The sequence below is a fragment of the Enterococcus sp. DIV1314a genome, assembly GCF_051713805.1.
GTDB lineage: Bacteria > Bacillota > Bacilli > Lactobacillales > Enterococcaceae > Enterococcus_I > Enterococcus_I aquimarinus.
In genome coordinates this window covers 1,035,667-1,058,696 of the sequence record NZ_JBIOQP010000001.1, presented here as the reverse complement: position 1 = coordinate 1,058,696, position 23,030 = coordinate 1,035,667, and the positions used below count along the sequence as shown (strand labels likewise).

At 38.7% G+C, this 23,030-nt stretch carries 23 protein-coding genes; 1 reads left to right on the top strand and 22 read right to left on the bottom strand.

Annotated features, from left to right (window positions below):
* Positions 1-47 precede the first annotated feature (47 nt).
* The 13 genes from IGI68_RS05155 to IGI68_RS05095 form a co-directional block, all read right to left on the bottom strand.
* Positions 48-488, bottom strand: a complete 441-nt coding sequence (locus IGI68_RS05155; RefSeq protein WP_084131217.1) for a hypothetical protein — start codon at positions 486-488, stop codon at positions 48-50.
* 99 nt (positions 489-587) lie between these two features.
* Positions 588-1,619, bottom strand: coding sequence for a M42 family metallopeptidase (locus IGI68_RS05150; protein WP_071874692.1), 1,032 nt, complete (start codon positions 1,617-1,619; stop codon positions 588-590).
* Positions 1,620-1,739: 120 nt separating this feature from the next.
* Positions 1,740-2,504 (bottom strand): SDR family oxidoreductase, encoded by a 765-nt coding sequence (locus IGI68_RS05145; RefSeq protein ID WP_438731021.1) that lies wholly within the window; start codon positions 2,502-2,504, stop codon positions 1,740-1,742.
* Between the two features lie 34 nt (positions 2,505-2,538).
* Entirely contained in the window at positions 2,539-3,189 is a 651-nt protein-coding gene (gene folE / locus IGI68_RS05140; protein ID WP_071874748.1) for a GTP cyclohydrolase I FolE, read from the bottom strand.
* Positions 3,190-3,443: 254 nt separating this feature from the next.
* Positions 3,444-3,581: a hypothetical protein gene (locus IGI68_RS05135; RefSeq protein ID WP_071874694.1), complete on the bottom strand. Its 138-nt coding sequence runs from the start codon at positions 3,579-3,581 to the stop codon at positions 3,444-3,446.
* 285 nt (positions 3,582-3,866) lie between these two features.
* Positions 3,867-5,060 (bottom strand): MFS transporter, encoded by a 1,194-nt coding sequence (locus tag IGI68_RS05130; RefSeq protein WP_071874695.1) that lies wholly within the window; start codon positions 5,058-5,060, stop codon positions 3,867-3,869.
* 307 nt (positions 5,061-5,367) lie between these two features.
* Positions 5,368-6,243, bottom strand: coding sequence for a DUF1295 domain-containing protein (locus IGI68_RS05125; protein ID WP_273232561.1), 876 nt, complete (start codon positions 6,241-6,243; stop codon positions 5,368-5,370).
* Positions 6,244-6,692: 449 nt separating this feature from the next.
* Entirely contained in the window at positions 6,693-7,706 is a 1,014-nt protein-coding gene (locus tag IGI68_RS05120; RefSeq protein ID WP_438731016.1) for a PfkB family carbohydrate kinase, read from the bottom strand.
* 1 nt (position 7,707) lies between these two features.
* Complete coding sequence (locus IGI68_RS05115) at positions 7,708-8,355, bottom strand: bifunctional 4-hydroxy-2-oxoglutarate aldolase/2-dehydro-3-deoxy-phosphogluconate aldolase (RefSeq protein WP_438731014.1); 648 nt, start codon at positions 8,353-8,355, stop codon at positions 7,708-7,710.
* The gene (locus IGI68_RS05110; RefSeq protein WP_438731011.1) at positions 8,352-9,533 is read right to left on the bottom strand and encodes an MFS transporter; all 1,182 of its coding nucleotides are present in this window, start codon (positions 9,531-9,533) and stop codon (positions 8,352-8,354) included. Before IGI68_RS05110 ends, IGI68_RS05115 begins: the two co-directional genes overlap by 4 nt.
* A 116-nt stretch (positions 9,534-9,649) precedes the next feature.
* Complete coding sequence (locus IGI68_RS05105; RefSeq protein WP_438731008.1) at positions 9,650-10,441, bottom strand: gluconate 5-dehydrogenase; 792 nt, start codon at positions 10,439-10,441, stop codon at positions 9,650-9,652.
* A gap of 47 nt (positions 10,442-10,488) precedes the next feature.
* Positions 10,489-11,325, bottom strand: coding sequence for a 5-dehydro-4-deoxy-D-glucuronate isomerase (kduI, locus tag IGI68_RS05100; RefSeq protein WP_438731005.1), 837 nt, complete (start codon positions 11,323-11,325; stop codon positions 10,489-10,491).
* Between the two features lie 127 nt (positions 11,326-11,452).
* Positions 11,453-12,217 (bottom strand): IclR family transcriptional regulator, encoded by a 765-nt coding sequence (locus IGI68_RS05095; protein ID WP_438731002.1) that lies wholly within the window; start codon positions 12,215-12,217, stop codon positions 11,453-11,455.
* A 230-nt stretch (positions 12,218-12,447) separates the two neighbouring features.
* On the opposite strand from IGI68_RS05095, the gene IGI68_RS05090 reads away from it, so the two are divergent.
* Positions 12,448-13,278, top strand: a complete 831-nt coding sequence (locus tag IGI68_RS05090; protein ID WP_438730999.1) for a sugar phosphate isomerase/epimerase family protein — start codon at positions 12,448-12,450, stop codon at positions 13,276-13,278.
* Positions 13,279-13,456: 178 nt separating this feature from the next.
* Here the strand turns inward: IGI68_RS05090 and IGI68_RS05085 are convergent, their stop codons facing one another.
* From IGI68_RS05085 to IGI68_RS05045, 9 genes are all read right to left on the bottom strand, one after another.
* Positions 13,457-14,971, bottom strand: a complete 1,515-nt coding sequence (locus tag IGI68_RS05085; protein WP_438730996.1) for an extracellular solute-binding protein — start codon at positions 14,969-14,971, stop codon at positions 13,457-13,459.
* Between the two features lie 57 nt (positions 14,972-15,028).
* Positions 15,029-16,606 (bottom strand): glycoside hydrolase family 43 protein, encoded by a 1,578-nt coding sequence (locus IGI68_RS05080; RefSeq protein ID WP_438730993.1) that lies wholly within the window; start codon positions 16,604-16,606, stop codon positions 15,029-15,031.
* A gap of 30 nt (positions 16,607-16,636) precedes the next feature.
* Positions 16,637-17,032, bottom strand: a complete 396-nt coding sequence (locus tag IGI68_RS05075; RefSeq protein ID WP_438730990.1) for a DUF4064 domain-containing protein — start codon at positions 17,030-17,032, stop codon at positions 16,637-16,639.
* Positions 17,016-17,933 (bottom strand): pectinesterase family protein, encoded by a 918-nt coding sequence (locus tag IGI68_RS05070; RefSeq protein WP_438730987.1) that lies wholly within the window; start codon positions 17,931-17,933, stop codon positions 17,016-17,018. Before IGI68_RS05070 ends, IGI68_RS05075 begins: the two co-directional genes overlap by 17 nt.
* The gene (locus IGI68_RS05065) at positions 17,903-18,796 is read right to left on the bottom strand and encodes a dienelactone hydrolase family protein (RefSeq protein ID WP_438730984.1); all 894 of its coding nucleotides are present in this window, start codon (positions 18,794-18,796) and stop codon (positions 17,903-17,905) included. Before IGI68_RS05065 ends, IGI68_RS05070 begins: the two co-directional genes overlap by 31 nt.
* Positions 18,797-18,802: 6 nt before the next feature.
* A complete protein-coding gene (locus tag IGI68_RS05060) occupies positions 18,803-20,056 on the bottom strand; it encodes a glycoside hydrolase family 28 protein (RefSeq protein WP_071874750.1) in 1,254 nt (417 codons plus the stop codon).
* A gap of 86 nt (positions 20,057-20,142) precedes the next feature.
* Positions 20,143-21,246 carry a glycoside hydrolase family 88/105 protein gene (locus tag IGI68_RS05055; protein ID WP_438730981.1) on the bottom strand — a complete coding sequence of 368 codons (1,104 nt, stop codon included), beginning with the start codon at positions 21,244-21,246 and terminating at the stop codon, positions 20,143-20,145.
* 36 nt (positions 21,247-21,282) lie between these two features.
* Positions 21,283-21,915 carry a DUF624 domain-containing protein gene (locus tag IGI68_RS05050; RefSeq protein WP_438730978.1) on the bottom strand — a complete coding sequence of 211 codons (633 nt, stop codon included), beginning with the start codon at positions 21,913-21,915 and terminating at the stop codon, positions 21,283-21,285.
* A 21-nt stretch (positions 21,916-21,936) separates the two neighbouring features.
* Positions 21,937-22,902, bottom strand: a complete 966-nt coding sequence (locus tag IGI68_RS05045) for an ABC transporter permease (protein WP_438730975.1) — start codon at positions 22,900-22,902, stop codon at positions 21,937-21,939.
* Positions 22,903-23,030: the final 128 nt, after the last annotated feature.

Sequence of the window (23,030 nt, the reverse complement as noted above, 5' to 3'; positions counted from 1 at the left end):
TGACGGATCATTTTGGCTAGAGCAGCCTTTTATCCCTTATTACCCCCTCAAATAGTTGGATCACTGAGAGGTTTCTGCGATTTGTCTTGCTTCGCCAAAAATGTCTCACAACGACCAATCCAACAATCTTCATATTCTGCTTGCGACACAATTTTGTCAGATAAATCAAGAATCTCGTGTAGTTGTGCCACTTGACACCAATCCACGCATTGGTGATACAGATTTTCTAATTCGTCAGAGATGATGTCCTCCTCTATGATCACTGGCAAAGCTCGAACGCCCTTTTGTGCCGCAACAAAGGCTCGTGTATGGCCGTCGATGAGGACTGGTTTTTCACTCCACGAAAAGGAACGAATCGTAATTGGTGAAAAGTTCGTCAAATCAGACGAAAACCATTCATTTATTTTCACAATCTTCGCATGCGATAAAAATAATTGGCTCAATTGAAGCTCTTTTATTGTCAGTATCTTTTCCTTAAAGTTATCCACTGTGGAAAACTCCTTCCGCTTTTTATTTTATTTACCCACAATTTAATAGAATAAAAGGTTGTGACGCTCGTGGGTCACAACCTTTTTTGAGCTATTCTTCTATCCCATTGGACTTAGTAAATAAGTCTCCACTAAACGATACGTCGCTTCAATCGAATCACGATGGGTCCGCTCGTAAGCGTGACTTGCTTCAATTCCGGCACCAATTAGTCCATGTTTCACATCTGCTCCTGCACGCATCGCCGCAGAAGCATCACTGCCATAAAACGGATAAATATCTAATTTATAAGGAATATCGTGCGCTTTACATAACGCCACAAAATGATTACGTAACCCTAAATGATATGGTCCCGTTCCATCTTTGACACAAATAGAAACCGTGTATTCATCGGTTTGTTGGTCATCACCCATCGCACCCATATCCACCGCTACGTATTCAACGACACGCGGATCAATGTTTGAATTGCCGCCATACCCAATCTCTTCATTATTTGAAAATAAGAAGCAAGTCGTATACGGTAATTCAATGTTTTCTTCTTTGATTTTTTGTAAAAATGCGACTAAAATTGCGGCACTCACTTTGTCATCTAAATGACGCGACTTAATAAAACCACTCGGTGTGATTTCAGTACGGGGATCAAAACTAATAAAATCGCCCACTTCAATTCCTAACGCTTGTGTTTCTTCGGCATTGGTCACTTTCTCGTCCAAGCGAATCTCCATATTGCTTTGATTTCGTTCCGCTGTCCCTGCGTCTTGATAGACATGAACACTCGTTTGATGCATTAAAATCGTACCAGTAATTTCTTTGCCTGCTTGCGTATGAACGGTACAATATTCGCCTTCAATCGCATTGTATTTAAATCCACCAATCAAATCCATTTTAAGTCGTCCGTCAGGTTTAATCGCTCGAACAATCGCGCCTAATGTATCCACGTGCGCCGTAATAAAGCGTTGTTGTTCCGTATTTTGACCCGGAACGGTCACAATTAAGCTGCCTTTACGATTTTGTTGCGTATCATACCCTATTTTTCCTAATTCCTCTTCTAAAAACGACATAATTTCAGTCGTGTAACCTGTAGGTGAAGGGATTGTGGTTAAGCTTTTTGTTAATTCTAATAAGTTCTCCATTAAAACACTCCTTTACTCAATACCTTTTTATTATAGCGGATATTTTGACCGGTGAGGAGTCTTTCAGCAGAAAACAAAATTTGTTATGGAGTAAAACATCGGCCTTTTTATCCCACCGTGTCATTCTTGGTTTCGTTTTGCTAATACGTCTTTGCCACCGGTCACCTCAATGATTGCACCCGAAATTTTATCGGCATTATCCTCACATAAAAAGGCCACTGTTCGCGCAATGTCTTCTCCCACTTCCGGACGCATCTGGACGTCAGCCACCATCCGAGCATCCTCAATCGTCATTTCTTTCCACTGACTCGTAATATCACCCGGACAAACCATATTGACTGTGATCCCATTGTCGGACTCTTCTAAAGCAAGCGTTCGAATCAATGAGGCACTCCCCGTTTTAGCCGCCGCATAAGCGCCACGATACTTCCAAGCAGGCGCATGACCGACTCGATCAAAACCGAGCATGACAATCCTACCCCAGCGCTGGGCTTGCATCACGGGTAGTAGGACTTTTAATAAATAGAAAAAACTATTTAGATTTCCATCAATCATCTGTTGCCACTCCACGATGGTATACTCACTGATTGTTTTCTTTTCTCGTATAAAAGGACCGGCATTATGCACGAGGATATCAATACTGCCCATCTTAGCGATACTTTCGGTCGTGACTCGCTGTACATCTAACCTATTCGCCATATCACCTTGAAGGACAAGTACTTTAACACCATATGTTTCAGCGATAAACGCCGCTGTTTCTTCCGCTTCTTTTTGACTGTGGACGTAATTTATCACTAGATTAATGCCTTTTTTCGCCAGTTCAATTGCACTCATCTTTCCTAACCCTTTCGCACTACCCGTCACCAATGCGACTCTATTTTTCATGATTCCAACCCCTTTTTCCTGATTTAAAACACGCTTATCCTTTAATAAGGGTTAAAAATTCTGCACGCGCCTCGGCTTTTTCAGCAAAAATCCCTCTGACAGCTGACGTCGTCGTCATGGCACTCGTGTTTTTGACCCCACGACTACACATACACGTATGTTTAGCTTCTACGACCACCATTGTCCCAATCGGTTCAAGAATCTCCTCTAACGCTTCCGCTATTTGCATTGTCAGACGTTCTTGGACTTGAAAACGGCGTGCATAACCTTCTACCATCCGGGCGATTTTCGAGAGTCCCGTCACTTTTTCATTAGGGATATACCCCACATGCACCACACCAAAAAAAGGCGCGAAATGATGTTCACACATCGAATAAAATTCAATCTCTTTGACTAACACCAACTCTTGATATGGAACATCAAAAATTTTGTGCAAATGCGCCTTTGGATCTTCTCGATAACCTTGAGTATATTCTAAAAACGCTTTCAAAAAACGGTACGGAGTCTCGCGTACGCCTTCTCGATCAGAATCATCCCCACAAAAATCAATCAATCGCTTCATCGCATCTTCAAGCATCATCATTTCCTCCAGTTTAGGCGTTAACAACGCTGGATTACTGGCTAATTCCGGAAAATTATTCATTAACAATTGTTTTTCACGGATTTCATTTTTTTCATCAATCATCTCTGCCACTTCCCTTCTCATTCCTACTTATGTAATTTGTGTTTCCTCCTCAAGTATAAAAATCTTTGTCAAATAACACAACTGATTGAGACTTTCCTTTACCAAAAGACACTCTTTTTGAAGTACGATCCTAAAACGTCTTTACTTATCCACATTAAATGTTGTGGATAACCATTTAGAGGTGTTAGGCGACAGCCACAGTTTCCATAAAAAAAGACAATTTCTCTGATGGGAGAAACTGTCTTTTTTATGACTTATTTATTGTAAATCTTTGGACCCTTACGCATATTCTTACGATCATTTTTTGGTGCTTCCATGTCTTTTGACCGGCCGCCACTTTGTTTCTTTTTAATTAACTCGAGCATTTTTTCTTTTTTCTCTTGTGGATTCATTTCATACACTCCTCTTATTCCGTAACACTGACACTACCATTATTAGAATGAATCATTAATTGTTTTATACATGAGAAAGCACGCCCTACTTTACAGCCCTTCGTTCCAAAAAGGATGAGGATTCGTCTGTCTTTCTCTTGACAATATTCGCTTGATCTTCCTTCGTAATCATACATGAAAAAGTGTCAACTCACAAATAAAAGTTCGCTTCTAACAGACAATCTTAATGAAATAAAAGACAATTCACGCTAACAACATCGCTCTTTCATGTCCACTCACTTCTTGCTATAGCGAATGGTTCTGCCCTAGTGAATCTGCAGACCGTTCATATTTCTGACCTGATAATAAAATGAAAAAGCCGATTAATGAAAAGAAACTCGCAGTCGCTAAAAGCGTCGTTAAATTAGTCGCTTCCAAAATCACACCACTCAGTAAACTACCGACACCACTACCAATTCCTAAGTAACAAACTCCAACGGCGGCTTGCGCCTTCACCGCATCTTTCGCAGGAAGAATCGTCCGGATAAATTGAATATTCCCGGCCCAAAACAAGCCATTCCCAAGCATTTGCATCATTTGTGCGATATTTAAAAGCAACAGATTCGGTGCTAACATAATCAAGAAAATCCGTAAAAACGCAAAGAAAAACGATAATAACATTAATCGGTAAATCCCTAAGCGATCCGCTAGACGCGTAAAAATAATCGCGGCAGGGATTTCACTCGCAGCCAGTAAAAAAGTTCCCAAGCCGTAATCACGGTTATTCCCACCTAACGAACGATACACATCAATTAAAAAACTCGAACTTAATTCTTTTCCAATAAACGAAAAAATAATCGCGATTAAAAATAATTTGAAAAAAGGAAACGCACGCAATAATGCAGGATAAGAAAAAGACTGATTTTCGGATTCATGATGCGTGGCATCGGCCCCTTTCACACGATCTATTTTCAAAATAAAAAAGAGCAACGGAAAAAATAAGAAAAATTGCGCCACTAAAATCCGTTCCGGAGCGACAAACAAGCCTATCAAAAGCGCGCTAATCGCATAGCTCAATGAACCCGCCCCCCGTGCCACCGGATAGTTAATTTTCTGACCTTTATAAAAATATAACGTCGACATCGCATCGATAAATGAAACCATCCCATAAGTCACAATGCCATACATCATAAAAATGAACGTCATTCCAAAAAATCCCGGATTTAAAATTTGAATCCCAGTCATCATCATACTAATGATGATCATCACCGCAATCAATTGATTAAAAGAAATCACAGACTTAAATTTGTCCATCACATTGGCAATAATCGGTTGAAAAATGACACTAAATAACGCTCGTAGCGCCAAGAAAAAACCAATTTGCGTATGATTAAATCCTTGTGTTTGTAAAACAGGTACCATATAACCAATAAAACAGGCGGACATCGCATAAAAACTACACTGCAACATCACATATTGATAATGCAACTTTTTCTCCATCGTGACCTCACTTTGATTGTGATAAATCCCTTCGCACCTCTACATCCTAAGCTCGCAAATCAAGGATTTATCGCTAATTTCAAATACTTTTTGAACCAGCTTCATCATACCTTCCCTCTTAGGTTTCTTCAAGCCATTTTTTCGGGAAAAGGGCAACAAAAAAAAACGATAAAGTGACTACCGAATCGGTCATTCAATCGCCCAATACTTTACCCTTCTTTGCTATCAAAAAAAGATGCATGAGGGATAAATGACTTATCCCTCACACATCTTTTCATCAACATTATTAAAAAACAAACAATACTGTTTATTTTTTAGCCCAAGGGAAAATCATTGGAACTCTCTTCGTATATTCTTCCCATGAAGCATATTTTTCCATGTTTTTCTCGAGTAGTGGTGTAGAGACTTTTATTAACACCGTCGTCATTAACACAGGTGAGATGATTAACAGTAGATAATAAAACGGGTTAACAGAATTCGTAAAAATCAACGTAATACCACTTGCGTATAATCCAATCCAAATTAAGATTTCGCCAAAATAATTAGGATGACGTGTAATCGACCACAAGCCTGTTTGTAACAGCGTACGCGATCCTTTCGCGATATGTCGTCTTAATTGTTCGTCACCAACGACTTCAAAAAACAAGCCGACAAACGCGATCAATAAGGCGAGATAAACCAAATACTGATGATTTGACCCAATACTAAATTGGTTGTATTTGATGACCGTATAACTAGCTGACCCAACGACAAAGTTAATAATTCCTTGCACCATGAACACTCGGAAAAAAGCAATGATGACGACTTTATCGCCCCACTCTTCTCGCCACTGTGCATATCTGAAATCTTCAGGTTTTCCATAGTTTCGTCTCAATAAACGGGCGGAGAGTCTCACACCCCAGACAGTAATAAAACCAACAATGACATACGATAAAATCGTCGGGTTTTCAGTGACAAATAACGTCAGCCAACTTCCAACAACGAACCCCATCCCCCAACCAATATCAACAATTGAATTGTTTTTAATAGCGGTTGCAATAAGGAAGATTATCGTAAAATAGGCATAGGTGAACATTAATGGAACCACCAATCCATCAAAACCGGTCTTCGTAAAACCTTGTGTTGCGATTGCGAATGTTGCCAAAAATAACAACGTATAAATGACTACTCTTTTTTTATCCACAAAGTGCCTCCTCTAAATTTTTATTTATTGTATCATACTACCCATAAAAAGACAGAGATAAGCGCTTAATTTTGGCGATAACATACTTAGGATTGGATGCATAACAGCCATTGATGTGGATCTTATTTTTTCTATCTAACTATTCATTCTAGTACCATCTAACAAGCGCTACTCTTCACGTTATTTTTAAAATAAATAACTCTAACACACTTATCGGCTATCTTCACCAATATTACCGTCTGTTAGAGTCGCTCACTATCTTTTTATTGATTCATCTCTACACGCTATACTGCGATTTGGACTGCGGAAGCCCATGGAGAGGTATATTTATGTTGGAATCATTTTTTTCGACAAAAAGTTAATAAGGCTCCCTATTTGAACCATTCTCAATTACTTGCGGTTCATAAATCGGCATAGACACGACACTTCTTAAAACAAGGTCCTTACTCCTATCGATTAATTTTACTGGAATCAGATTGAACAAATAATTCCACTTCTTTTTCAGTTAAAGATAACGCATCACCTGCAACTGTATGTTTTAAAACTGTATTTCCTGTCGCAAAATCAATGATCTCTTGCGCGTCTTTTCCTTCTAATAGTCCGTGCAACACCCCTGCTGAGAAGGCATCGCCTCCGCCAATTCGATCGACGATATAAGGAATATGGTATTTCTTTGACGTGTAGTAGGTTTCGTTAAGCCATAACGTTCCTGTGAGATAATTTTCATCACTTGAAACGACCTCGCGACGTGTCGAATAAAAAACCTCGATATTCGGATATTTTTCTTGCATTTTTTGGTAGTAGTAAGCGAGTGCTTCTTCTTCAGATAGCTCTCTATTTGCAGCCTCTATCCCCAAAATATTCACGGCATCAAGCGCTCCCATTGAACAATAATCAACATCCGGTAAAATTTGTGCAAAGACTTTGGCAGCTTCTGGTAACCCCCATAATTTGCCACGATAATTACTATCAAAAGAGACTAAAACGCCACGCTTTTTTGCTTCCTTGACAAAATCAATCGTCAACTGTGCTAAAAACGGTGATAGAGCCGGTGTGATACCTGAAACATGAAACAAAGAAACATCCTCAAAAAGATGATCATAGTCCCATTCATTGGTTTCTAAAAGTGAAAAAGTGGAAGATTTTCGATCATACACGACTGATGTCGCTCGCGGACCAGCACCGGTTTCGACAAAGTAACTGCCCATTCGTCCTTCCCCAAAATGAACCTGATCAGTATTCACTCCATAACGCTTCAATTGGTAAAGTGAACCTTGACCAAAGGGATTGTCCGGAATTTTTGACACTAAGGTGACGTCATGGCCAAAACCAGATAAGCCAATCGCTACGTTCGCTTCACTTCCACCATAGTGTAAATGTAGCGCTGCTGCATGACTTAATTGTTCGCCTTTCGTCGTTGAATATCTTAATAATAGTTCTCCTAAGGTTAACACTTTACTCAATTTATTCACCTCGAATTTCGCGTAATTTTGCGATATAAGATTGGGCATTTTTGGTCACGACTTCATAATTATCTCCTGTTAAACCACGCGTTAAATCGCTCCCAATTCCTACTGAAATCACACCATTCGCAAACCACTCAGCCATATTATCTAAATTCACGCCACCCGTTGGCATTAAATTTACGTATGGCAGTGGTCCTTTAACGTCTTTGATAAAGCGAGATCCAACAATATCTCCAGGAAAGACTTTAATGATATCAACCCCTGCTTTTAAAGCCGTCGTCATTTCAGTAATCGTCATACAACCAGGCATGTAAGGAATTTGGTATAAATTACATATTGTGGCAACTTCTGCATCAAATGCCGGACTTACAATAAAATCCGCGCCATTTTCAATCGCCAAGCGGGCTGTCACTGGATCCAATACGGTACCAGCTCCAATCACAACTGTTGGATCTTCTGCATAATATTCCGTTAAATCCGCAATCAGTTCGCTGGCATTGGGAGTGGTATAAGCGACCTCTAATGCCTTTAATTCTCCCGCCACACTTGCTTTACAGATCCCTAATCCTTGTTCTTTTGATTGCCCACGGATAACTGCTACCACACCATTTTCTATCAACTGGTTTAATGTTTTTACTTTTTTCATACTATTCCTTCTTTCTTTTCATTGACTAACCGATACCAAAGCACTCCGATAAGCATGACAATAATGGCTACAATTACTGCTGAAAATCCGGCAAAAACGCTCACTTTTTCCGACAAAACACCTGTAATTGTCGGCATTAAAATCGCTCCGATACCTCCGATGATTAATAACCAGCCCATCGCCATTGGATATTTTTTTATCGAAACACCTGCGATGGTCATGGCTGTTGGGTAAACCCCTCCCATTGTGAATCCAAGACCAAGAACAGAAAATACGATCATGCTTAAATTCGTACTCATTAATAACAAGAAGTAAAAAATCGTCATACCGATGCTAATAGCTGTAATCAAATTTCCTTTTTTAAAACGGTACCCATAAAACACACAGAACAATCGTCCTAGTAAAATCGCTATCCACAATAAAGATGAAATGAGTTGTGCTTGGGTCACTTGGAGGATATCCGAGTCAATAAAATATTTTACCAACCATCCTGTAATGACGGATTCCGCACACAAGTAAAAAAATAAAATGACGATTGTATTTAAAAATAATGGATCTTTAAAAAATGAATAATCTTTAATTTTTTGTTTGGTAGTTTCAACTTGCTCATTGACTTCCATTTTACTAAACAACACTTGAGAAATCGCGATTAATACAATGATGAATCCCGCCGTCCACTTCCAACCACTATCACCAAAGATTCGAGTCGCTACGACGACTAAAAAAGGTGAGATTAAAGCCCCAATTGCAAACGTGCTATGTAACAAATTGGATGCTGCGGGATCGCTATGTGAAATGTCATTCACCGTTTTATTGTTAAAATTCGAAATACTCCCTCGACTAATTCCAGTGAAGAAAAAAGCCATAATCAGTAAAATCGGATTACCGGTCACAATCATGATGAAAAAACCAAGCATCACAAAACTGCTTAAAAAAAGAATCGAATGTTTACGTCCATAATAAACAGGTAAAATCCCCGCAACTAACCCCGCAATTAAATTCCCTAACTGATGTCCCGACAAGAGCAAGCCACTGACGGTGTCGCTTAATTGATATTCTGCGCTAATTAGCGGAATCATTGCTCCAAAAACCATTGCATAAAAACCGTTTACAAAAAAGATAAAATAACAACATAACAATATGTATTTATCTGAATCGTTCAATTCGTTGTATCTCATTTATCCCTATCCCATCGTTTTCTATCATCAAAAAAGGCTAGGATTAAACTCAATATTGACGTTTATCCTAGCCTTTTTCCATAAAGCTGAAAATTAATCTTCATTCAACCTAATTTTTATGGTTGTTTCCCAATGTAAGCTAAAATGCCACCATCAACATATAAAACATGCCCATTTACAAAATCAGAAGCTTCCGAAGATAAGAATACTGCTGCTCCTTGTAAATCTTCTACTGTTCCCCAACGGGCAGCTGGTGTTTTGGCAATAATGAAATCATTAAACGGATGGCCTTCTTCACGTAAAGGTGCCGTTTGTGGTGTTGCGATGTAGCCAGGGCCAATGCCGTTACATTGAATATTATGCTCGCCAAACTCCGAACAAATATTTTTCGTTAACATTTTCAAGCCACCTTTAGCCGCTGCATACGCACTTACAGTTTCGCGACCCAGTTCACTCATCATTGAACAAATATTAATGATTTTACCGTGTCCTTTTTCAATCATTCCTGGTAATACGGCTTTTGCCATAATAAATTGTCCTGTTAAATCGATATCAACCACTTGACGGAAATCTTCGGCAGACATCTCTAACATTGGAATGCGCTTGATGATACCCGCATTATTCACCAGAATATCAATGACGCCAACTTCTTCTTCGATTTGTTTCACCGCTGCAGCAACTGCTTCTTCATCTGTAATATCAAAGACATAGCCTTTTGCATCGATGCCTAATTTTTCATAATCCGCCTTTGCTTCATCAATGGCTTCTTGCGTCAAACTGTTATAAACAATTTTTGCGCCTGCTTCTGCTAAAGCGGTTGCAATTCCAAAACCAATTCCATAAATACCACCCGTAACTAACGCCACTTTACCGTCTAAACGAAATGAATCCATGCTAAAATTTGACATATTCCTTCTCCTCTTCCGTTTTAAAGATTTTTAGTTTCTCTTTTTAGCTATTTCAAATCTTTCATATCAACCATGTCCATGTCTGTATAGGTGATATTTTCGCCACACATCGCCCAGATAAACGTATAGTCTGATGTTGCCACACCCGTATGGATTGACCAACTTGGTGAAATACATGCTTGTTCATTCGAAATAACTAAATGTTTGGTTTCCTCTGGTGTACCCATGAAGTGGAAGACACGTGTATCTGGATCCATATCAAAGTAGAGGTACGTTTCCATTCGGCGTTCATGCGTGTGACAAGGCATCGTATTCCATGCAGAGCCCTCTTCTAAAATAGTGTACCCCATTTGTAATTGACAACTTTCGCACACATTCGGATGCACATATTGGAAAATTTTACGTTGATTTAACGTTTTTGCCTCACCTGTCTCAAATGGCGTAATGGCATCAATGCTAATTTTGACATTTGGATAAACTTTATGGGCTGGAACAGAAACACAGTAGAACTTCGCCGGATTATTCGCATCATCCGATTTAAATTCAATTTGTTTCGTTTCTTTGCCAATATAATAACCATCTTGTTTCTTCATTGTTTCTTCATTACCATTAATGACAATTGAACCGGGTCCCCCAATATTGATGACACCAAGTTCGCGACGTTCTAAGAAATACTCGACTCCTAATTCACTTGATAATTTGATCTCTAGACTTTTCGTTGTGGGTGTGACACCACCGAAAATCATCCGATCATTATGGGTGTATGTTAATAACACTTTGCCCGGAACAAATAGTTCTTCAACTAAAAATTCCTCTCTTAGTTCTTCCGTTGAAAAATGACGAATCATTGATGGGCTACTACCATATCTTGTTTCCATTTCCATTTTGATAACCTCGCTTTTAATTTCCTATTAAGAAATATCTTTTCTAAAAAAGAAATTCTATACTTTAATTATAACGAGTAACAAAAAAAATGCAAGCCCTTTCTAGCAAAAAAATAAATCCACCCTATTAAGGATGGATTTTAGCTTCGATACGATTTTTTGCTTCAGTCATTTTTTCAATTATGTGATCAACATATTCTTGCGTCCCTCGAAATTTAGGCATACTCACACTAAAAGCTCCTTCAATGTTTTCTTTCCCTCGAATTGGCATCGCAATACAAAAACAATCTTTTTCCATTTCTTCATCGTCATACGCGACGGCTGTTTGCCGTATTTCTTCTAGTTCTTTTTCGAGTAAAAATTTGTTCGTAATCGTTTTTTCTGTATAAGCAGTCAGTGGAACCCGCGAAAAATATTGGTCTAGCATTTCATCATTATAAGAAGATAAAAAGATTTTTCCCATTGCTGTACTATATAGTGGACGGCTTACTCCCACTTTTGATGACATGAAAATCGATTGTTTTTTTGGTTCTAACTTATCTAAATAGACTAATTCTTGACCGTTAGGGATTCCTAGATGAATGGTTTCATCGACACCCAGTTGCAACTTTTCTAACTCTGGTGTGGCAACATTTTTTAAAATCGAATGCTCAAAATATTGACTACTATATTTTACTAAAGAAGGGCCTAAAAAATACGTTTTCTCGCGTTCGTTGCGACTGACATAGCCAATCAATAATAAGGTATCTAAAATTTTTAACGTTGTAGACGTCGTCATTTCGACTGCCTCTGCAATTCGTTTAAGCCCGACACCTTGGCTTTGTAATGCTAAAAAGTCTAAAATTTTTGCAGCTCGGATTAACACCGTGCCATATGGTTTTTTATCTTCCATCTCACTATTCCTTTCCTATTCGGAAAACAAAATCATTTTACAGGAAATTCTAACATAAAACTTGGGAAAAATCTATCTCTTTTAGTCGTTGCCCATTTTCATTTGAATTATTTCCCTCTAAACAAGTCGAATTTTCATTCATCCTCACTAAAATAAGACCGCTTACAACGAAATTGTGATACACTAATTGTAAGCGATTATTTAATTAATTCAACTAAAAGGAGAGTATTATGTATAATTTAGTCATTCGCGGACATGATTTGTCGAATATTTCGACTCCCGAGCAATTAGCACAACAAACGAAAAGCGTTGGAATTCATAACTTACAATTTGCCTTAGGGGCTTCTTTTCCTCAACTGGATTCTTCAGCTAACGCGCTTAATCCTGGTATGGGAACATACTTTAAAAACTTATTTGCCAAACATGATATCCAAATTGCGTTACTGAGTTGTTACTCTAATTTAATTCATCCTGATCCGATTAAACGAGAAGAAATTTTGCATAAATTTGAAACCTATTTACGTGATGCGCACTTTTTTGGGGCATCGATGGTGGCAAGTGAAACTGGATCCGTACTCCCAAACTTAGGGTATACCGAAGACAATTTCAGCGATACGGTTTTTACTGATTTAGTAAAAGTTGTAGAAAGACTGGTTAAAACCGGTGAAAGGCATCGAACTTTAGTTGGGATTGAAGCCGGTTTAAACCATCCGCTATCTTCTATTGAAAGAACAAAACAACTACTTGAAGCGGTTGATTCAGATTATCTTGGCATTATTTTGGATCCGACTAACCTCATTACGATTGAGACTCATGAATCGATTGTAGGCATCGTGGAAGAAGCATTTCAACAATATGGTTCTAAAATTTGCGCTTTTCATTTAAAAGATTTTATGATTAAAGATGGAAAAATCGTACCCACTTCATTAGGCAAAGGACTGATTGATTATCCCGCCATTTTAAAGATTATTCAACAGTATAAACCCTACTGCTATATTGTCTTGGAGCAAACAAAAGATGAAGACATCCGCGTAGCCAAAGAACTGATCGCAAATCTCTGATTGTTTTAATTTCATCATCATACAATCTAAAAATCCGTTAACCAATTTTTGGCCAACGGATTTTTTAGATTGTTTTATTTTTAAAAAACTTGAGTATCGATCAACGGTGAACTCGATTTCAGCCAAAACAAGCAACTCCACAAAGCGAGCTGCTTGTTTTCACCTTCATTAGAAGACGTTATTTTGTTTCTTTGTAACTTGCCGTGAATTCATCGATAATCGTTTGTCCGCCATTTTTCTTAAATGTCTCAACCGCTTGATCAAAACCATCCATTTCAATTTCACCCATCATATATTTATAATAGGCATCACTAATTCCTTCCACTAATGTTGACCATTGGGTATTGTAAGTTTCTGACGTTAATGGTTGCGACGGATCAACGATCGCATAAGCTTCATTGTCAGCGATTTTCTCATTCGCTAAGTTGACTAATGGATCAGTCGATTTAAATGTTTTCACTAATTCAGATGGACGAGAAGAAGAAAATGGTTGTACTTCTTGTTGCCATTTCGTATCGTCAATCTTTTCATATGCACCATCTGCATTGATTTCATAGTGTACATCTTCTATCCCTTGAGTCATCAAGGTATACGGCTCTTCATCCATCAAATCATTAATAAATTTTAGGACTACTTTCAAATCTTCTTCTGTTTTCACTTTATCTTTCGGAATGGCTAACCAACCACCCATTCCGCCATTCGTATCTGATAAAATCCGACGTTCAACATCGCCATAAGTAATATCATTGATTAGTTCCCACTCCATGCCTTCTTGAGGCGTTCCTTTGGCACCATCGACATAGTTACGTGCTTCTTGTAACCCAGTAATCACAATTCCCCCTTTGCCTTGAATAATGTAATCTTTTTGATCATTTTTAGCCATCACCGCAAAATCTGAATTCATCCAACCATTTTGATAAATGTCACGGAACCACTCCATCGCTTCTTTATATTCCTCTTGCATAAAGGAAGGCAGGACTTGTTCATCTTCTGTTACAGCAAACCAGTTGTCTGCTCCAAAATAACCCGATAGCGAGCGGAAACCAACGTTAAATGATTCATTACGTTCAACAAAGCCAACAGTATCATCTTTGCCGTTACCGTCAGGATCGTTTTCTGTGAAAGCTTGAGCTACTTTGGCTAAGTCTTCGACTGTATGAGGCACATCTAACCCTAAATTTTCTAACCAATCTTTTCTTACCGCTACCCCATAGCGAGCAATTGGTTTTTGGAAAGGAACGCCATAAATTTTGCCATTAATTCGAGAAGATTGGAGTCGTTCTTCTGAAATATTCGATAAGTTCGGATATTCTTGCAAATAGGGTTCCACATCCCAGAACATTCCTGACGCAAGCGAGCTACGAACGGTTGTATTCTTAATATCCGCTAGCGTCACAATATCTGTGAGTGAATTGGATGCTAGCGCTGCATTAATTCGTTCTGATTTTGAGGCATCTGGTACCCAGCTGAAATCAATGTTCATGCCCGTATATTCTTCCAATTTATTCTCAACATCACCTGAAGGCGGAGCAGCTGTGTGAAGCATCGCCATCCATGAAATCGTATCTTTCGTGGATGCAGCTACTTCGTTACCCCCTTTGTCAGTAGCAGAGCCGTCTGTCCCACCATTTCCACAAGCTCCTAATACTAACGCTGATAACAATAATGCACCCATGATTTTTTTGTTTTTCATTTTTTTCTTCCTTTCGTTCTCTTTATTTTTTATTTGTTAAAGCTTTTAAGACCCTTTTTATTCCTTGTTTGAACCATGAATCGGTGAATAATCAAAGAAAGCAAAGTCGGCATGAATTCCTTCTTTTAAATCTAGATCTTGCACTCCTATGCCAATAAAATTGCCCGTAAAACCTCCAGCTAAAAAGAGTAAATCTTGTTCTTCACCTAATTTCGCCCAAGGTTCATTTTGAGATTGTCGCCAATAATAATTTCCTGTTGTTTCCTTGACAACGATTTTTAGATCGAGCGGTTGCTCCCTGATAAGGACGACTGTCGAAAACAAAGTATGTTCCCCATTTTGACAACGCATCATGCGTAAGACGCGTCCTTGATCGTCATCAAATGTCATATAGCCATATAAATAATTGCTTTCATTTAAATACAAGAATAGTCCCGCCATCTGATTAAATGTTTTTGGCATAAACTCAAGTTGAGTCGTCGCTTCGAATGAAAAATCTTTTTGACGAATCGCAAGTAAATGATTTTCAAAAGATGATTGAGGAGATTCTCCTGAAACAAGCCGTAAATAACCTGGGCGACTCGTTACGTCACACCAATTCGAACTTGGTAATATGCGTCGTGCATTCCATTCCTTATTCAAAATGTTAGAACTAAAATCATCGTGAAATGCAGTGTCAATTTGTTGTTCAATTTCTTTGGTTGTTTCGATTAATGTAACCGCTTCAGGTTTTGTGGTGCCGTTCGCTAAACGTAACCAACCATCGGACGTCCATACGACTTCCTGAATCGCGGTTTCGCGTCCTAAAATGGCCTTCCCTTGAAGTGGTCTTGTCGTTAAATACGCCATGTACCACTTACCGTTTAACCCTTCCACTAAACTTCCATGTCCCGTACATTGAAGAGGTGAATCTGGTAGATTGCTTGCCGTCAACATTGGATAGTTTGGATCGAGCTCATATGGGCCAGTAATCTTTTTCGCGCGACACACCGTGACACTATGATTCACCCCGGTTCCACCTTCCGCCGTGACTAAATAATAGTACCCATTTCTTTTATATAGATGGGGTGCTTCCGTTTTAGCTAAAACCGTCCCGTCAAAAATCTTGTAGACTTCCCCAATTAATGTTTGGCTTATTGGATCATATTCTTGCAACACAATCCCTGCTGATTTGTTGCTAGTCGTGACGCGATAATCCCATATCTCATTTAAAAACCAGTACCGACCATCCTCATCATGAAACAATGAGGGATCAAACCCACTCGAATTGAGATAAATCGGTTCACTCCAAGGTCCCGTCATTCTTTCAGCCGTAATCAAATAGTTATGGACATCTTTAAATGGTCGCGTCGTATTTTTAACATCGGAATAAATACAATAAAATAATCCATCGCGATAACTCAATTGTGGTGCCCAAATACTTCCATCTTTTGGATTTCCTTGTAAATTCACTTGTTCAGTCAAAATATCCGTTAAGTGTGACCAGTTTACTAAATCATTTGATTGATAGACACGTAGTCCCGGTAACCACTCAAAAGATGAAACAACAATATAATACGTCTCTTCTACTTTTAAAATAGTTGGATCAGGATTAAATCCTCTTAAAATTGGATTTTGAATTTGTGTTTGAACCATCTGTTTGTTTACTTCCTTATCTATTTTATTTTATCTTTTCTTAAAACAAAGACCACCGGCTACGAAAAAGGGGAAAGCCAATACAAATGCTAAAAACTGGCTTCCTACTAAGGTTATTAGACCTGTTGCTATGTATAATAACCCCGTTAAACGGCGATCATATCGACTATTTAAAAATAAACTAGCAAGTGCCGTCATCACCAAAACAAGGACCACTGTGATACCAAACCAGTTTCCTAAGCGGTGGAAAAATTCTAATCCTTGATCCACCGATACCTCGCTTAGTTGCTCGGCAAAGACAGGTAAAAAGGTTTCTTTGTATTGAATACTCGTTAATTCGCGCATAATCAAGGATAACGGACCTAGGATTAGCGTTACGAGTCCAGCTGTAATCCAACCGATCCATAATTCAAGTCTTCTTTTCATTCGTCTTTGCTCCTTCCAAAGTCATCCAATTCGCTCTTTGCGGTAGGATTGCATAAGTACAATCTATTTCCTTATAGCACACGCTTTTTTGAGCTGAAACTTTATCCCAATCATGCCAACCAGCACTCGTCAACCACTTGTCAAAGATACATTTTTCAAAACGAGTCTTTGCATGGTCACGCCACGGTCGGCCCAGATAATACGGACTCTCGCCAGAAATCTGACAGTTCATAAAAATGAATCCTTCTGCTCCTTTTGGCGTAGAGGCAGCTGTTAGATAGTTCACTTGTGCCCTCTTCCGGCTATAAATGTGACAAGAAGTGAACAGGGCTTGCCCACCACCAAAAATAAAATCAATCGTTCCCGAAATCTTACATTCATTAAAATAAGACAGTTGCTGCGAAAAGACTCGAGAGCGCCAAGGACTCAGTAAGGGGGTTTCATCCTTAGTCATTATTGGTAAGGGACCTAAACATAATGTATCTTGATAGGCATCTAAAGAACAACGATTAATCGTGACATTGGTTCCTTCTATATAGAGTGCTACTGCTTGTGCTGCGACGTGATCTGGACCTGCCGTATTTTTGATGGTGATTCCTTCTAAAGTGACGTCTTTTGCATTGATAAACACTGTAGCGGTTTGAAAGGTCCCACGTAGTTCACCATTAGGTAGCAAGTCTTTGGCTGACCAATTGCCTTCAATCCTGACATCGCCAATACCGATGAGCGTTAAACCATCATTGTATATGCTGATATTTTCTTCATATACTCCAGGATAGACGATAATTTTTTGGATTAATTTCTTTTTTGAAGCACAGACAATAGCTTGTTGAATCGTCTGATAATTGCCACTACCATCTTTTGCAACCGTTACAGATGCTGGCGTAAAAACTGAATCCATCGTTCACGCATCTCCCTTGTTTCTTGGTGTCCACCATCTAATATTTCACATGCCCACTGATTACTTGCCTGTTGATCAAGATAACTTTTATGTAATCGCTTGTCCAAATCTGTCACTCCAACGAGTGGGCACAGAGGATCCGCGCGCCCAATCAAGCATAGTCGTGCCCGGGGAACAATCAACTGTTGGATATCATTCGTCGTTAGTTCTTTTAAAATACCTGGCACGTAGTAATAAAATCCATGACGGTCTAAACGCTTTTCTTTTATCAACGCCTCATATTCCACTTGAGCGGCAATGTCAACCACGACATGGATCCGTTCATCTAACGCTGCTAACCACCAGCTCATCATTCCGCCCATTGACATTCCCATCGTTGCCACTTTTTCTGGGTTTACTTCTGGACGGTCCAGTAAGTATGTTAAAAATTGTTGATTATCATAAATCCGCATACCCCAAAGCGTGTGCCCCTTCAGAAGAAATTCTTTGAATAATTCACTTTCTTTTTGTTTATTTCGTTCGCCAAATCCCCACATATCAATGACACCGACTGCATACCCTTCTTTTGTTAACGTTTGCAAAAAACTCGTAGGCTGTAAATAATCGCTACTTTGAATCAGCTCTTCTTTACCTTTCGTAAAATCACCGCCATGCGAATGATTAAATAATACTAGTGGGCATGATTGAACTTGAGCGGTTGGAGGATACGCAAAGTATGCTGGAACGGTTTCAATTTCATTTAATTCTAGGAGGATTGTTTCTAACACATAATCCGGCGTGACCACTTTCGACAGAATCGTTGCGCGCGGCTCAACTAAAAGTCCTGGTCCTAAACAAGTGAGGATTTTTGCTTTTATATCCATCACTTTCTACTCAATTTTTTCTTGATTGGCATAGGAATCATGAATTTGGATACCTTGACTGTTCTCAATATGGAAGATTTCTCCCTCTACGCCGTCTAATGTTATCCGGTCAAAGCGGACGTTCGTCGCGCATCCAATATAAAATCCACTTTTTTGCATATCTTCAATTCCCGTCATCATTGCCGGTTTGCCAGGTATGGCATCTTTTGCCATTGAAATAGCAATATCATGGAACGTGATATCGCTCACTGGTTGTTCCGTTAAACCATAAATAAATCCTGCTGATGCGTGGACATTACGCGCTGTAATATCCGCAAAGTGAATACGACGGAACATTGGTGTTTCTTCTGTAATCGGATAGGCAGCTTTATCCCACACGTATTGATCTTTTCCACGTGGACCACAGAAATAATATAAATTCAAAATAAAGGGACAGCTAACGTTATCCATCACAATGTTACTGACGCGAATATCTTCAATCGTTCCACCACGACCGCGCCTTGATTTCAAGCGAATTCCGCGATCGGTGTCTTGGAATGTACAATTACTAATCGTTACATTTCGGATATCACCACTCATCTCACTCCCTAACACCACCCCACCATGGCCGTGAATCATATGACAATTCGTAATCGTAATATTCTCGCAAGACACCCGTTCTTTTGTGTCTTCCGTCCCTGCTTTAATTGCGATACAGTCATCGCCGACGTCAATTTGACAATTACTAATGCGTACATTTTTACACGATTCAGGATCAATACCATCTGTATTTGGGGAATCAGCAGGATTCTTAATTTTTACATTCTCAACGGTAACACCATGACACAAAATAGGATTGACCGTCCAACTAGGTGAATTAATCATCGAGATATCTTTAATCGTCACATTTTCACACGAATCAAAACTGATTAATTTCGGTCGCGGATAGTTTAACTTTTCTCGCTCATTACGGAAAATTTGCCACCATTTTTGGCCATTTCCATCTAACAATCCAAATCCAGTCACCGCAATGTTCTGAACATTTTCGGCATATAAACAAGAAGCATATACTTCACGCTTAACCCCTTCCCATCGCGAAATGACAACTGGATAATCTTCTTGATTATCAGAAAATTTTAACACACTACCTGGTAACAAATGAAGCTCGATATGACTTTTTAAGCGCAATGAAGCCGTATAAAATTCACCGGCTGGTACACTTACACGTCCGCCACCTTTTGCAGCAACCGTATCAATTGCTTTTTGAATTTTATCCGTCATTAATTCGCCATTTGGTTTCGCTCCAAATTCTGTGATTAACACTTCCAACTTTCTTCCTCCTTACAAATTCATCATTTTATAGAACACTATTCAAGTAACGGTTCATTTTCAAGTGCGGCTTGTAAAAATGCCCCGTACCCTTTGAAATCATTCGTAATAATTGGTTCGCTGATATAGTACACAAAGGAACCATCACGAGCGTCTTCTCCACCCAGTCCAGCTACTTCACAATTTCTCGTTAAATTGAGCCATCCTTCATTGGTTAAAAAAATAAATTCATTGATCACGCCTTGATAAGTTTCCTGACTAAAAGATCGCCATTCGTCGGATAAGACTTTTAGTCTAAGCGCTTTAGCCGTCGCGTAAGCAATCATGCTGGAAGCAGAAGCTTCTAAATAATTTCCATGTCGCTCCCCTTGATCCAACACTTGATACCACACGTGTGTATTTTCATCGCGAACTTTTTTTAATGCCTTTAAGCACCTCACAAAAATTTCTTCTAACGTTTTCGTATCCGTTGAACCTTGCAAGAGTTCAATGGTATCGACCAGTGCCATCATATACCAACCCATTGAACGTCCCCAAAAATTTGGTGATAAACCGGTTTGAGGATTTGCCCAAAATTGTTCTTTTTTTTCATCCCAAGCATGATACAACAGACCCGTTTGTTGATCGACCGTCCGATTGTAGCATAACTCAAAATGATGGATCACTTCTGCCATTCGTTCACCCTTTTTAAAAGTAAGCAAATATTCTGCTAAAAAAGGCGTTCCCATGTACAAGCCATCTAACCAAATTTGATTGGGATAAATCTTCTTATGCCAAAAACCGCCTTCTGACGTACGAGGCATATTTTCTAATTGCTGAAATAATAAATCTAAAGCTTTTTTGTACTTTTCGTTTTTGGTTTCTTTATACAATAAAAATAGTAATTTGCCGTTATTGACATAATCGATATTCATCGATTCATAGTTGTATCCTTTAATGGAACCATCTTCCTGAATATAATAATCCATCGTTTCCTGGATATAATCATAATAAACAGCTTCATTTGTTTGAAGATACGCCATTTTAACCCCTTGTAGGACAACCCCTATATCATACGACCATTTCCCATGGTATGTTTTCGTTTGAGGTAAAATAGGATACCTTTCAAATAACGTCGTTAAAGCTACTTGAGAAAGTTTCATGAACATCTTTCCCTCCTTCTATTTATAGTAATGACTCTATCTTGATTCAAAAATCATTGCCGAATCGACTTTTTTAGGAGTAAACTCTTTTAAAATCAACTTTCCAGCATACCCCACAACAAAACCAACAAAGCCTACTCCCCAAATAATTAGTAACGCCAGTGAAATCATCGATGCGATCATATAGGTAATCGTAATAATGGTCCAAGCTAAAATAGAATAATGTAAATAACCTAATCCGATTAAAGCAGCCCCTTGTAATATTTCTCTGATCGTCTCAAACGTTGTCGCTGCCATCACCGTATAAATATGACTGGTCGCAAACAACACGATGATGAAAATAAGCACATTTGCGACTTGAAAGTACCATTGGCTTAACGTAAATAGATTGATAATGACGATTGCAAAAACCGCTATAATTAGCCAACTAATCAATAAAGACTGGCGAAACCTTTCTTTGAAAAAAGTATAGAAACTGCGTGCCACAGGAGGTTGTTCTCCCAAGCGCAGCCACTTATCATAATAGGCCATCATTGCATAAGTCGCCGGACCTACTCCGAAAAGACCAAGTCCTAACAGGGTAAATAGGCTCCATAAGAAACTTAAATAAGCAATGATTAAAACGTTCGTCATATAGACATTGATTTTACTAATTTTTTCCATCGTCATTTTCTTGTTTCCTTTCTATCCTTAGTAGATTCCTTCTTCGCCCACTTTACGCGCTGCTTTGTTCGCTAAGACAACTAGAACTAATCCGACTAAGCCTTTAAATAGACCCACAGCTGTGGAATAACTTAATTGTCCATTTTGAATCCCGGCAGTATAGACGAAGGTATCAAAAATTTGAGCGACTTCTTTATTCATTGGGTTCATTAATAGGAACATATGCTCAAATCCCATATCTAACACGTGACCAATTTTCAAAATAAATAAGGTAATAATCGTTGGTCGAATACAAGGTAAGGTAATGTGCCACATTTTACGTAGTTTTCCAGCACCATCCATATCAGCTGCCTCATATAATTGTTCATCCACATTGGTGATCGCCGCTAGATAAACAATCGTTCCCCAGCCTGCACCTTTCCACATTTGTTGGAAAATATAAATGGGACGTAACCATTCTGTGTTTGTTAAAAAAGAAATTTTTTCTCCGCCAAAATAAGTGATGATATTATTAAAGACGCCACCTTCTGTTGTTAATAGAACATAAAAAATCGAAACAACCACTACCCAAGACATGAAATGGGGTAAGTAAATCACCGTTTGGACAAATTTTTTGAATCTTGCAGCCCGTAATTCATTTAACATCAATGCTAGTATAATCGGAAATGGAAATGAAAAAGCAATATCCAAACCAAAAATGACGAGCGTATTTCTCATTAACATGAAAAACGTATCTTCGGTAAATAATCGAATAAAATGTTTCATTCCTACAAAGGGACTACCCAAGATTCCTAAAAAAGGTTGATAGTCTTGGAAAGCAATAATTAAACCTCCCATTGGAATATATTTAAAAATTACAAAATATAAGATTCCTGGGAAGAGCATGATATAAAGCGCTCGGTTTGTTTTAATTTGTGCCCATTTTTTTTGACGTTTGATTGCTTTTATTTTTTTCTCATCTACTTGATTGGTTAATACTCCAGCTGTTTCCATGCGACTGTTTCCTCCGTTTTCATTTATTTATCACATCCAAATCATAGTCGATATGTGAAATTACGTATATAATCATTTTAACGCTTAAGAAAGCGCGTACATTATTTCAACAGAAGGATTCTTTCTTT